This window comes from Nonomuraea sp. NPDC050663, from assembly GCF_044456985.1.
Classification (GTDB): Bacteria; Actinomycetota; Actinomycetes; order Streptosporangiales; family Streptosporangiaceae; genus Nonomuraea.
Window position 1 is genome coordinate 664,900 of record NZ_JBITGL010000001.1, and the last position, 12,215, is coordinate 677,114.

Genomic DNA, 12,215 nt, shown 5'->3' on the forward strand with positions numbered 1-12,215 from the left:
GCCACCCGGTGGGGCCGCGGGGGGCGGGCGCGTGCGGCGCCGGCGGGGCGGGGGCTGTTTCTCGGGGGGGGGGCCCCCCCCCCCCCCCCCCCCCCCCCGGGGTCGATGGCCTGGGGGCCATCGACACCCCGTCCGGGGTTCTCGGGCGTGCTCTCTTTCACCGCATGGGTAAGGCTTCCGCTGGGTGAGCGGAACTCGGATCGCCGGGTGTTGCGCGATCAGCCCGCAGTCTCGCGGACGTCCTTCCCCTGCTCGGCGAACGCCTTGAAGTCCTGCATGTGCTGAAGCGACTGCTTGCGGAAGGCGCCGGGCATGAGAAGCCCCACCAGCTTCATCACCACCCCGCTGAACCGGTACTCGTTCTCGCTCTCCCACAGCGTCGCCGCAGGGCCGAGCTCGGTCAGCCGTTCGCGTGCGGCGCTCCACATGCCCCCGCCGACGATCTCGCGTTCGAAGTGGACGACGCTCGACTTCGGGATCTCGCGCAGGTCCGCGGGCTCCCGGCGGGTGATGGTCTCGACGGCCTCCATCGTCTGCTGCCCCGTCCGCAGCACGACCCGCGACTTGGTGCCGAGTTGCCCGTGCTCCCCGCTCAGCGGCTGGTGCACCACGAGGCCTCGCAGCCAGTACGGCAGCTGGGCCGGGTCGGCGAGCAGTTGGGCCACCTTCTCCCGCGGCTGGGCGATCTCGATGGAGACGGTGTATTTCATGGGCGCATTCCTGACGACTCGTCGGGGGCGTAGAAGCTGGTGGTCGCCTCGACCGCGGCCGCGACGTGCTCTGGGTCGCCGCCGGCGGCGAGGTGGGCCTGGCCCCAGGCTGCGGCGCTGCGACGGCTGAACTCGCGTCCTTCCGGCGACTGCTCGAACTTCTCGTGGCCGGCGATCTCGTCGCCGGCCAGGAGCCGGGCCAGGGTGAGGAGCGCGAGGTCCCAGCCGACGCCGCCGGCGCCTGGGCCGTAGGTGGGGAAGGAGGGCTCCTCGATGAACGCTGCGTGGATCAGTTCGAGCTCGGTGGCTCCGGCGGGGCCGGGTGTCAGGCGGACTTCCACCTCGCTTGTGCCGGGCCATTCGTCGGCCTCGGGTCCGAAGAGCCAGGACACCTTGAGCAGCCGTGGCGGCTCGCATTGGAGGATGTCGCCGTGCTCGCCGCTTCCCAGCTCGAACCTCCCGCCGGGCCGTAGGTCTCCGGAGACCGAGTTCAACCAGCGGGCCAGCCGTTCGGGGTCGGTGATGGCGTCCCAGACGTCGTCGACGTCCGCGTCGTATCGGCGCCGGAGTTCCACGGTGTACGCCTCGCCGGCGGGTACGTGGCCGCTGCCCATCGTCCGGCGCACGGCGGCCAGCTCGTCCAGCACGTCCTTCATGTCTTGCCTCCGTCGCGGCGTCCCCGCTTGCCGCGGGCCAGTTCGGTGCCCAGGGCGTCGAGGTGTTGTTCCCAGAACCGGCGGAACCGGTCCAGCCACGCGTCGACCTCGCTCAGCGGCCCGGGTTCGACAGCGTAGAACCGCCGGGTGCCTTCGGCTCGCACCGACGCGAACCCGTTGTCGCGCAGCACACGCAGGTGCTGGGAGACGGCCGGTTGGGAGATGGCGAACTCGGCCCGGATGACGTCCGTGATCGCCCCGGAGGTCTGCTCGCCGTCGGCGAGCAGCTCCAGGATGCGGCGGCGCACCGGGTCGCCGAGGATGTCGAACGCGTGCACGCCGGAGATTATAACGGATGGTGCTTATATAAGCGAAAAGCAATACATCGGTCCCGACGAAAGCGAGAGCAAGGCTGTCCCGGCCAGCGTCCCAACGTCACCGACATCTGCTACACGGGGACCCGCATCAACCCGCGCTGCTGGGTGCGTGGCGGCTGGTCCAACGGGGACAACCGCTGGTACCGGCTCTACCTCGGACAGCAGACGCGGGAGCACGCCTTCCTCCACTTCAGCCAGGTGTCGACCTCGGGAAGCGGGGGGATCGGCGCCCGCCAGGCGTGATGCGGGTCCGGGCGTGATCAGTTCATCCGCTGATACCCCGTCCCTCCGTCGAGCAGCTCCCGGATGATGTCCAGGTGCCCGACGTGGCGGGCGGTTTCCTCGATCATGTGGCACAGCACGTACCGCAACGACGCCGCCCGCTCCTCGGGCCGGCCGCGTTCGACGGCGTCCAGCGGCAGGTCGGCGATCGCCGCGTTGGAGCGGGCGCACTCGGCGTCGTAGTCGTCGAGCAGCCGCGCCAGGGGCACGTCGTCGACGAGCATCTCCGCGTCGGGGTGCCCGTCCTCGGTCCATGGCGTCTGGCCGGTGTCGGGGACGCCGAGCAGGCCCTGGTGGAACCATGAGTACTCGACCCATCGCAGGTGGGCCACCACCCCGGCCACCGTCATCAACGGTGACGTGGGCAGGAGCGCGCGGTGGGCGTCTTCGTCGCTGAGTCCTTCGCATTTCATCCGGACGAACGAACGCTGCAGGTCGAGCCATCCGGTCAGTTGTGCTCGCTCGCCGGCGGTCAGCGGCGGGCGGGTGGTTTCGGTCATCGAGAAGCTCCAGATGCGTGAAGTGGAGCCGCCCGGGTCGTCAGCCGCGGGTGCGGCGGACGGGCGGCACGATGGTCGAGCTCGACATCGCGCTCACCTCCTCTCCGTCGCCGACAGGTGCCGGTCTCTCCGGCAGTCGCACCGTACCGGTCGGGTTCCTGCGCGGGGAACCGGTTTTCCGACGGTTCCCCTGGGAGGCGGCCCGGTCTTGAGTAGGCGTGCTCACTTCAGCCGCGCGGGTGACGGTTTTCCGCCGGTCGGCTGAGGCCGTACGGCAGGGGCGGCTGCGAGGGTCGTCGCACTCTCATCGGAAGGACGTCCCATGTCAGACCCCCACCGGCTCAGAAGGCTCGCGGCCGGTTCCTCGCTTCTCGTCACCCCCGTGCTTTACATCGCCGGAGTGATCGTCGACCCGGCGTTGCGCCAGGGCGGCGGTGACACCACCGGTGTTTACGGCCGTTTCCCCGAGCAGGTCTCGGTCAGCGCCACGCTCCTGCACTGGAGCTGGGTGCTGCTCGTCCCCGGGATCATCGGCATGGTCCACCTGGTCAGGCGCCGCCATGTCCTGCTCGGCCACATCCTGGGCGGCGTCGCGCTGCTCGGTGTGGTGAACTTCTCCGCCCTCATGCTCGGCGACTTCGTCTACAGCACCTTGGAACGTGCCATGCCGCCCGCCGCGGGCGCCAAGCTCGCGGACGAGGCGCTGGCCGATCCTGGGGCGACGTTCGGGTTCCAGATTCCCGGCTTCGTCGGGCTGGTGGCGCTGCTGCTGCTCGGGCTGGTGCTGGCCGCTGATCGCCAGGTGCCGTGGTGGGCGCCCGTCGCGATGCTGGCGGGTGTGTTCACGGCGCCGATCTTCCCCGTCGGGACCGTCGTGGGCGGGCTGCTCTTCCTGGCCGGCTCGGGGGTGATGGGGCTGCGCATGCTGCGGATGAGCCAGCAGGAGTGGAACGGCGTGATCCTTCAGCCGGTCGCGGCGGCCGACGGGAAGCACGCCAGCACCCGGTAGCCGCCGCCCGGCGCGGCGCCCGTGGTGAGCGTGCCGCCGTGGAGGGTGACGCGCTCGCGCATGCCGATCTGGCCGAAGCCGCCGGCTCGGCCGGTCGCGACCGGCCCTCTGCCGTCGTCGGTGAGCTCGACGGTCACCTGCCCGGGGGCGTAGGTGACGGTGAGCTCGACCCGGGAGGCGCCGGCGTGCTTGAGCACGTTCGTGAGGCTCTCCTGGACCACCCGGTAGGCCGCCAGGTCCACGTCGGAGGGTACGGCACGGCGGGAACCGGAGACCGTCAGCCCGACGCGCACGCCGGACTCCTCCATCTGGGCCACGAGATCGTCGAGCCGGTCCAGTCCCGGGCGGGAGCCGTCGGGGTCCTCGGCCTCGCGCAGCATGCCGAGCATGAGGGCCAGCTCGCCGACCGCCTCGCGTCCGGCCTGCTCGACGACCTGGAGCAGTTCGCGTTCTCTCGTCGCCTCCTCGCCGAGCATCATGCGCACCCCGCCCGCGTGCAGGGTCATGACGCTCACGTTGTGCGAGATGACGTCGTGCAGTTCCCGCGCGATGCGTGCCCGTTCCTCGGCGACCGCCCGCCTGGCCTGTTCCTCGCGCTCCACCTCCAGCCGGGCGGTGAGGGCGGCCAGCCGGGTGGTCTGGGCGGTCTGGCGGCGCAGCAGGATGCCGCTGCCGTACGCGACGCCGAGGAAGATCGCGGTGATGAGCATCTCGGGCACATCGGTGATCTCCAGCGTCTGGAGGAAGACGTAGGCGCCGATGACGCAGCCCAGGCCCGCGATGCCGTGACGGCTGCGCAGGTCGTAGGAGGCGGCGATCGAGTGGACGAGGATGAGCATGGAGTACAGGTGCCAGGCGGCGTAGTAGGCGGTGCCCGACGACAGCTGGACGACGGCCTCGCCGACCGCGATCAGGACGAGCAGGGCCGTGATGGGGAACCGGTTGCGCAGCAGGAGCAGGGCGCCGGCGACCAGGGTCCCGGCGGCGAACAGGTGCGGGCTGCCGATCTCGCCGGGCGAGGCGCCGCGCCTGCCGTACGACTCGACCAGGCCGGCGGCGGTGACCGACAGGGACAGGAACACGTCGAGGCGGCTGGGCCGCCAGCGCCGGCCCAGGGCGGTCGTCACGCGTGCCCCGGACGGATGATCCCCGTCTCGTAGGCGAAGACGACGGCCTGGGTGCGGTTGCGCAGCCCCAGCTTGTGCAGCACCTGGGCCACGTGGGTGCGGATCGTGGCCTCGCCCAGCACGACCTGCTCGGCGATCTCCTTGTTGGACAGGCCGCGTGCCATCAGCATCAGCACCTCCCGCTCCCTCCCGGTGAGCGCCTGCAGCTCGGGACTGGCCGCACCCTCCTCCTGGGCGGCGAAGGTGCTGATCAGCCGCATGGTCGCGGCCGGGTCGATGAGGGCGTCGCCCGAGGCCGCCACCCTGATCGCGTCGATCAGCCGCTCCGGCGCCGACGACTTGAGCACGAAGCCGTGGACCCCGAGCCGGAGCGAGGCGTGGAGGTTCTCGTCGGTGTCGAAGGTGGTGAGCATCAGGATCCTGGGCGGGTCGGCGTCGGCCAGCAGGTGACGGGCGGCGCGCAGGCCGTCGAGCCTGGGCATCGTGATGTCCATGAGCACCACGTCGGGCCGCAGGCGGCGGGCCAGGTCGAGCGCCTCGACGCCGTCGGCGGCCTCGCCCACGACCTCGATGCCCTCGCTCTGCTCCACGACCAGCCGGACCCCCGCCCTGATGAGCGCCTGGTCGTCGGCGATGAGGACCCTGATGTCCGGCATGGGCACAGCCTAGTGGGGCCTTTCACCAGGTCCCGGTGACGGTTCATCCCCCGGCCATCTGCCCGACAGCGACCAGTCATGACGCATCGTGATACTTCGCCACATGCGCACCACCACGATCCTCCGCCTGGCCGCCTGCGGCCTGGCACTGTCCACGACGCTCGTCACGGCGAACACCGCGAACGCCGCCTCTCCCAAGGGCATCGAGCCGACCTTCCTCGGCCGCTACACCGCCGGATCCGTCGGCGTCGGCGCCCAGGAGATCCCCGCCTACGACCCGGCCACCCGCCGGGTGTTCGTCATCAACGCCGAGGCGGGCACCGTGGACGTGCTCGACATCCGCGACCCCCGCGCGCCGCGCAAGGTCGCCACCCTGACCACACCCGGCGCCAACAGCGTCGCGGTCCACGGCGGGCTCGTCGCGGTCGCGCAGCAGGGCACAGCCAAGACCGACCCCGGCAGCGTGGCGTTCTTCGACGCCCGGACCGGCCGCAAGCTGCGCCAGGTCACCGTCGGTGCGCTGCCCGACATGCTGACCTTCACCCCGGACGGCAGGCAGGTCGTCGTCGCCAACGAGGGCGAGCCCGAGTCGTACTGCGCGGGCCAGGAGAACGACCCCGAGGGCTCGGTCAGCGTCATCGACGTGCGGAAGGGCACCGTGCGCAGCGCGGGCTTCCAGGCCTGGAACGGCCGCGAGGACGAACTGCGCGCCCAGGGCGTGCGCATCAGCGGCCCCGGCGCCGCCGCCGCCAACGACCTCGAACCCGAGTACGTCACCGTCGAGGGCGACACCGCCTGGGTGACCCTCCAGGAGAACAACGCGCTGGCCGTCGTCGACCTGCGCAGCGCGAAGGTGCGCGGCATCGTCCCGCTCGGCCTCAAGGACCACTCGGTGGAGGGCGCCGGCCTGGACGCGTCCGACCGCGACGGCAAGGCCGACATCCGCACCCACCCGGTCAAGGGCATGTACATGCCCGACTCGATCGCCCACTTCCGCTCGCGGGGCCGTACCTTCCTGGTGACCGCCAACGAGGGTGACAGCCGCGACTGGGACTGCCACTCCGACGAGGCCCGGGTCAAGAGCCTCAAGCTGTCGCCCACCGCCTTCCCCGACGCCGCCGCGCTCCAGAAGGACCCCGAGCTCGGCCGCCTGACCGTCGCCGCCGACTCGCCCAAGGACGCTGCCGGCGCCTACACCGAGCTGCGGGTCTTCGGCGGCCGGTCGATCTCCGTGCGCGCCGCCTCCGGCGAGCTCGTGTGGGACTCGGGCGACCAGCTGGAGCGGCTGATCGCAGAGAGGTACCCGGCCAACTTCAACGCCGACCACGAGGCCAACGACTTCGACACCCGCAGCGACAGCAAGGGCCCCGAGCCCGAGGGCGTCACCGTCGGCACCGTCAAGGGGCGCACCTACGCCTTCGCCGGGCTGGAGCGGGTCGGCGGAATCGTCGCCTACGACGTGACCGACCCGAGCCGCGCGAGCCTGGCCGCCTACGTCAACTCGCGTGACTTCTCCGGCGACGTCGAGGCCGGGACGGCCGGTGACCTCGGCCCCGAGGGCGTGCTGTTCGTCCCGGCCCACGACAGCCCCACCCGCCGCCCGCTGCTGGTGGTCGGCCACGAGATCAGCGGCACCACCGCGATCTACGAGCTCCGCTGACGATCGCCCGGGCTCGTGATCTCCGCCGGGGACGACCGCGGGTCACCGCGCCCAGAGCGCCGTGAAGTACGGCCGCGCGGCCGTGCCGGCGACCTGCACCGAGACCGGGCGATACCCGCGCGGGGCGGACCTGACGCGGGCCGCGTCGCCATACAGGAAGGTCCTGGCCTCGGCCTTGCGCCACACGACGGTGTAGCGCCGGTCGGGGCTGGCGGCGACGGTGAGCGGCCGGTGGTCGGGATGGGCGCGCTGCCAGCGGCGCACCGTGGCCCAGCTCTGGTCGACGGTCGTGGTCCACTCCGCGCCGCCCTCGTCCGGCTCCCACACCGCCGCGTACCTCCGGTCGTTCGCCGGGCCGTAGACGTTGACCCAGCGCAGCGTGTGGTCGCCCCGCGCCCTGATCGCGCGGTTGCGCGCGACGAACTGCTTCTCGGTCAGCCGCCAGGAGCACAGGTTGTACGGCTCGCGCTGCCTGATCATGACGCCGGAGTACCTGGCGCGCCGCCACGAGCCGGTCCCGGCGATCAGCTTGATCCGGTAGCCCTGCTTCATGCTCTCGGCCAGGAACCGGCTGGTGGCGGTGGAGCTGAGCCCGGTGAAGAACCGCTGCTGCGGCCCGGGGGCCCTGGTCCACACGGCGGTGTAGCGCTCGCTGCGCGACAGCGTGAGCGAGGTGAGCCGGAAACCCTCCACGACCAGCTCGGCCATCCGGGCCTGGTGCTTGGCGCGGCTGAAGTTGTAGTAGACGCGGGTGGTCGGCGTGATCGCCTCGGCGGGGAAGGCGGAGCGCGGCTTGGACTGGTGGTCGACCGGCGGGGGCGCGGCGGTGGGGGTGGCGGGCGGCGGCGCGACCTGCACGCCGCCCGCCGTGCCGGGCGGCAGGGTGGTGACCACCAGCACGGCGGCGGTCAGCGCGGCGGCCGAACCCGCCAGCAGGGGGAGCTGGGTGCGCCTGAAGCGTCGCGGGGCGGGCGCGGGGTCGCCGCCGCTGAGCCGTACCAGCAGGTCGGCCGCGCTCGGGCGGGCGGCCGGCTTCTTGGCCAGCGCGGCCCGCACCGGGTCGCGCAGGTGCTCGGGCAGGAGCGTCAGGTCCGGCGCGGCGGCGGCGTGCTCGCCGGTGGCGGCGAGGTGGACGGCGCGGCCCCAGGCGAGGACGTCGGCGGGTTCCTCAGCGGGCTCGCCGAGCCCCGCCCGGTGGATCGCGGCCAGCCCCTTGGCCAGCGCCGTGGCCGCGCCGACGAGCCGCGACGTGGTCGCCGGGTCGTGGCTCTGCCCGAACGCGCTGACGATGTACGGCAGCGAGCCCTCGACGTCGGCGTCGAGCACCCTGGCCACCCAGCCGGGGTCGTCCTGCGTCGCGGCCTCGACCTCCTGGACGAACCCGGCGCCCTCCCGCAGGACCCTCAGCGTGACCTTGCTGCCGTCAGGCGCGAGCGCGAGGTAGCCCGCGTCCTGGTCGTCGCCCAGTCGCGCACGGAGCAGGTAGGGCCCGATCTGGGGTGGATCGTGCTCCGTGAGGGACTGCATTCACCGGATAATAGTGATTCAACAGACAGAAACGTCGGCCTGCGAGAACAAGCAGCGGTTGTCCTTGTCGGCGAGAACCGCCTTCTTGATCGACGAGAACTGCGTCAGATTCGCCTTGAGCGCGTAAATGATGACCGCGTCGCCCAGATGTCCGGGACCGTAAGCGGTACGGCAGAAGCGCACGCGCGCGGTCTCCTGCTTGATCGTGATCTGGAAGTCGCCCCCGCAGTCGGAGGGGCCGATGAGCTTGAAGTTCGAGAACATGCCCCTGCGCCGCTCGGCCTTGGTCGGGCCGGCGATGAACTGCTGCACGACGAAACGCGCCAGCCCCAGGTCGGGCGAGGTGCGCTTGGCGGCGGCGAGCTGGGGCGGGTAGTTGCCGTCGGTCGGGAAATAGACCTTCACCGGGTGGCCGGACGCCTGCGGGAACACGAGCGCCACGGCTAACAGAATCTCTTTCACGTTCTGTTGGACGCCTGACCCCGGTTCTGCGTTAGCAGCCGCAGCGCCTTCTCCTTCTCGAAATCCAGCGCCCGGCGGGGTGCCTGCAGCCGCCCGATCCGCAGACCCAGGTCTCGTACGGCCTGCGCCACGGAGGGCTCGCTGAGCACGCGCAGGGCGAAGGCCAGCTCGGCCGGCGAGACGTCGAACCGCTTCTCCAGCTCCACCCCCTGGGCCACCGCCGCCAGCTCCTCCTCGCCGAACCTGCGGTGCGCGCCCCGCTCCCTGACCGGTGGTAGCAGGCCCAGCGCTTCGCGGTATCGGAGCATGCGCGGGGACATGCCCAGACGCTTCGCGGCCTCGGTGATACGCATTCTTACATTCTTATGGAAGATTCCCCGCCCTCAAGATGCGACCCGGCCTGGAGCGGCCTAAACTCGTCCGCGACGACATACGTAGAGGGGAATCAGATGGACTTCAAGGTCGCCGACCTGTCCTTGGCCGACTTCGGCCGCAAGGAGATCCGGCTCGCCGAGCACGAGATGCCCGGCCTGATGGCGGTCCGTCGCGAGTACGCGGAGTCCCAGCCCCTCCGCGGCGCCAAGATCATGGGCTCGCTGCACATGACCATCCAGACCGCCGTCCTCATCGAGACGCTGGTCGCGCTCGGCGCCGAGGTGCGCTGGGTGTCGTGCAACATCTTCTCCACCCAGGACCACGCCGCCGCCGCGGTCGTCGTCGGGCCCGAGGGCACCGTCGAGAACCCGCAGGGCGTGCCGGTCTTCGCCTGGAAGGGCGAGACGCTGGAGGAGTACTGGTGGTGCACCGAGCAGGCGCTCAACTGGCCCGGCGGTGACGGCCCCAACATGATCCTCGACGACGGCGGCGACGCCACGCTCCTGGTCCACAAGGGCGCGGAGTACGAAAAGGCCGGCGCCGTGCCGTCCGCCACCGACTCCGACCCGGAGGAGTGGCACGTCATCATCGACCTGCTCAAGCGCACCGTCGGCCCCGACCAGACGTGGACGAAGATCGCCGGGCAGATCAAGGGCGTCACCGAGGAGACCACCACCGGCGTGCACCGCCTGTACGAGATGTTCAAGGCGGGCTCGCTGCTCTTCCCGGCGATCAACGTCAACGACTCGGTCACCAAGTCGAAGTTCGACAACAAGTACGGCTGCCGCCACTCCGTCATCGACGGCCTCAACCGCGCCACCGACGTGCTCATCGGCGGCAAGGTCGCCGTGGTCTGCGGTTACGGCGACGTCGGCAAGGGCTGCGCCGACGCGCTGCGCGGCCAGGGCGCCCGCGTCATCGTCACCGAGATCGACCCGATCTGCGCGCTGCAGGCCGCCATGGACGGCTTCCAGGTCACCACCCTGGAGGAGGTCGTCTCCTACGCCGACATCTTCGTGACGACGACCGGCAACTTCAACATCATCACGGCCGACCACATGGCCAGGATGAAGCACAACGCGATCGTCTCCAACATCGGCCACTTCGACAACGAGATCGACATGGCGGGCCTGGCCCGCGTGCCCGGCATCGAGAAGTCCGAGGTCAAGCCCCAGGTTCACACCTGGGCCTTCCCCGACGGCCACCAGATCATCGTCCTGGCCGAGGGCCGTCTGATGAACCTGGGCTGCGCCACCGGCCACCCGTCGTTCGTCATGTCGAACTCCTTCACCAACCAGGTGATCGCGCAGATCGAGCTGTTCGCCAAGACCGACGAGTACCCGATCGGCGTCTACGTGCTGCCCAAGCACCTCGACGAGAAGGTCGCGCGTCTGCACCTCGACGCCCTGGGCGTCAAGCTCACCGAGCTGACCAAGGAGCAGGCCGAGTACATCGGCGTCGCGGTCGAGGGTCCGTACAAGTCGGACCACTACCGCTACTGAGTTCTGCGAGGTGCCCGCCGGGGGTCCGACTCCCGGCGGGCGCTTTTCCGTACCAGAGGGAGACCGGGTGACAGGCGAGGCGAGAATCGGCTGGGCGGCCAGATCGATGCCGGTGCTGACCGCGATCGGGTCCGGCTTCGGCGACGAGCGGCCGTTCGAGGGCCTGAGGATCGCCGCCTGCCTGCACGTGACGGCGGAGACGGCGGTCCTGATGGGCGCGCTGCGGGCCGGGGGCGCGCAGATCGCGCTGGCGGCCTCGAATCCGCTGTCGACCCAGGACGACGTGGCCCAGGCCCTGGAGGAGTACGGCATCGCGGTCCACGCCAAGGCCGGGGTCGACAGGGCCACCTACTACCGCCACATCAACCAGGCGCTCGACATCGCGCCCGACATCGTCCTCGACGACGGCTGCGACCTGGTCAACACCCTGCACACCGAGCGCAGAGACCTGCTCGACGGCGTGCGCGGCGGCTGCGAGGAGACCACGACGGGCATCATCCGCCTGCGTCAGATGGCGGCGGAGCGGGAGCTGAGCTTCCCGGTGGTCGCGGTGAACGACACCCGGACCAAGCGCATGTTCGACAACCGCTACGGCACCGGCCAGTCGACCTTCGACGGCATCATGCGGGCGACCAACGCCATGCTCGCCGGTCGCGTCGTCGTGGTCGCCGGCTTCGGCTACTGCGGCAGGGGAGTGGCCGAGCGGGCCAAGGGCCTGGGGGCCAGGGTCCTGGTCACCGAGATCGACCCGGTCAAGGCGCTCGACGCGATGCTGCACGGCTACGAGGTCAAGCCCATGGAGGAGGCCGCCAGGACCGGCGACGTGTTCGTCACCGTCACCGGCAACCGCGACGTGATCCGCCGCGAGCACCTGGAGGTCATGAAGGACGGCGCCATCCTGGCCAACGCCGGGCACTTCGACGTCGAGATCGACGTGCGGGCGCTGGAGGAGCTGGCCGTCGAGGTGCACCACGGCGTGCGGCCCAACACCGACGAGTACGTCCTGCCCTCCGGGCGCCGGCTGCTGCTGCTCGCCGAGGGCCGCCTGGTCAACCTCACCGCGGCCGAGGGCCATCCGGCGGCCGTGATGGACATGTCCTTCTCGGCCCAGGCGCTCGCGGTGGCGTGGCTGGTCAGGGAGCACGAGCGGCTGGAGCCCGGCGTCTACGACGTGCCGGGGGAGATCGACGTCGAGGTGGCCAGGCTGAAACTGGCCGCGGCCGGCGCGGCCATCGACTCGCTCACGCCGGTCCAGGAGGACTACCTGCACTCCTGGCGGCTGGGCTCGTAACCGGGGTCGCCGACCCCTTGGTTGAACGTGCAATCTTATGGATAATCCTGGTCACTTCCGTACACAACGGAGTGAAAGGGA

The 12,215-nt window shown here is 70.9% G+C and carries 13 protein-coding genes; 4 read left to right on the top strand and 9 right to left on the bottom strand.

Going from position 1 to position 12,215, the window contains the following annotated elements; genetic code table 11:
• Window positions 1-218 precede the first annotated feature (218 nt).
• From ACIBH1_RS03275 to ACIBH1_RS03290, 4 genes are all read right to left on the bottom strand, one after another.
• Window positions 219-710 (bottom strand): SRPBCC family protein, encoded by a 492-nt coding sequence (locus tag ACIBH1_RS03275; RefSeq protein WP_397311916.1) that lies wholly within the window; start codon window positions 708-710, stop codon window positions 219-221.
• A complete protein-coding gene (locus ACIBH1_RS03280) occupies window positions 707-1,366 on the bottom strand; it encodes an SRPBCC domain-containing protein (protein WP_397311917.1) in 660 nt (219 codons plus the stop codon). The genes ACIBH1_RS03275 and ACIBH1_RS03280 overlap by 4 nt, the downstream gene beginning before the upstream one ends.
• Window positions 1,363-1,704 (bottom strand): ArsR/SmtB family transcription factor, encoded by a 342-nt coding sequence (locus tag ACIBH1_RS03285; RefSeq protein WP_397311918.1) that lies wholly within the window; start codon window positions 1,702-1,704, stop codon window positions 1,363-1,365. Before ACIBH1_RS03285 ends, ACIBH1_RS03280 begins: the two co-directional genes overlap by 4 nt.
• A 299-nt stretch (window positions 1,705-2,003) precedes the next feature.
• Window positions 2,004-2,525, bottom strand: a complete 522-nt coding sequence (locus tag ACIBH1_RS03290) for a DinB family protein (RefSeq protein ID WP_397311919.1) — start codon at window positions 2,523-2,525, stop codon at window positions 2,004-2,006.
• Between the two features lie 322 nt (window positions 2,526-2,847).
• Between ACIBH1_RS03290 and ACIBH1_RS03295 the strand changes: the two genes are divergently transcribed.
• Window positions 2,848-3,534: a hypothetical protein gene (locus tag ACIBH1_RS03295; protein ID WP_397311920.1), complete on the top strand. Its 687-nt coding sequence runs from the start codon at window positions 2,848-2,850 to the stop codon at window positions 3,532-3,534.
• On the opposite strand, the gene ACIBH1_RS03300 is transcribed toward ACIBH1_RS03295, so the two are convergent.
• Window positions 3,489-4,661 (bottom strand): sensor histidine kinase, encoded by a 1,173-nt coding sequence (locus ACIBH1_RS03300; RefSeq protein ID WP_397311921.1) that lies wholly within the window; start codon window positions 4,659-4,661, stop codon window positions 3,489-3,491. The two genes, ACIBH1_RS03295 and ACIBH1_RS03300, sit on opposite strands and share 46 nt — an antisense overlap.
• Entirely contained in the window at window positions 4,658-5,317 is a 660-nt protein-coding gene (locus ACIBH1_RS03305; RefSeq protein ID WP_397311922.1) for a response regulator, read from the bottom strand. The genes ACIBH1_RS03300 and ACIBH1_RS03305 overlap by 4 nt, the downstream gene beginning before the upstream one ends.
• Before the next feature lie 103 nt (window positions 5,318-5,420).
• Between ACIBH1_RS03305 and ACIBH1_RS03310 the strand changes: the two genes are divergently transcribed.
• Window positions 5,421-6,977 carry a choice-of-anchor I family protein gene (locus tag ACIBH1_RS03310; RefSeq protein WP_397311923.1) on the top strand — a complete coding sequence of 519 codons (1,557 nt, stop codon included), beginning with the start codon at window positions 5,421-5,423 and terminating at the stop codon, window positions 6,975-6,977.
• Between the two features lie 42 nt (window positions 6,978-7,019).
• On the opposite strand, the gene ACIBH1_RS03315 is transcribed toward ACIBH1_RS03310, so the two are convergent.
• From ACIBH1_RS03315 to ACIBH1_RS03325, 3 genes are read right to left on the bottom strand one after another with little or no spacing between them, the layout of a single operon-like run.
• Window positions 7,020-8,504 (bottom strand): hypothetical protein, encoded by a 1,485-nt coding sequence (locus ACIBH1_RS03315; protein ID WP_397311924.1) that lies wholly within the window; start codon window positions 8,502-8,504, stop codon window positions 7,020-7,022.
• A gap of 18 nt (window positions 8,505-8,522) precedes the next feature.
• Window positions 8,523-8,945: a hypothetical protein gene (locus tag ACIBH1_RS03320; protein WP_397311925.1), complete on the bottom strand. Its 423-nt coding sequence runs from the start codon at window positions 8,943-8,945 to the stop codon at window positions 8,523-8,525.
• Window positions 8,946-8,962: 17 nt separating this feature from the next.
• On the bottom strand, window positions 8,963-9,319 hold the full coding sequence (locus ACIBH1_RS03325) for a MerR family DNA-binding transcriptional regulator (protein ID WP_181611403.1): 357 nt from the start codon (window positions 9,317-9,319) through the stop codon (window positions 8,963-8,965).
• 96 nt (window positions 9,320-9,415) lie between these two features.
• Between ACIBH1_RS03325 and ahcY the strand changes: the two genes are divergently transcribed.
• Both ahcY and ACIBH1_RS03335 read left to right on the top strand, forming a co-directional pair.
• Complete coding sequence (gene ahcY / locus ACIBH1_RS03330; RefSeq protein ID WP_397311926.1) at window positions 9,416-10,843, top strand: adenosylhomocysteinase; 1,428 nt, start codon at window positions 9,416-9,418, stop codon at window positions 10,841-10,843.
• 67 nt (window positions 10,844-10,910) lie between these two features.
• The gene (locus tag ACIBH1_RS03335; RefSeq protein WP_397311927.1) at window positions 10,911-12,134 is read left to right on the top strand and encodes an adenosylhomocysteinase; all 1,224 of its coding nucleotides are present in this window, start codon (window positions 10,911-10,913) and stop codon (window positions 12,132-12,134) included.
• Window positions 12,135-12,215: the final 81 nt, after the last annotated feature.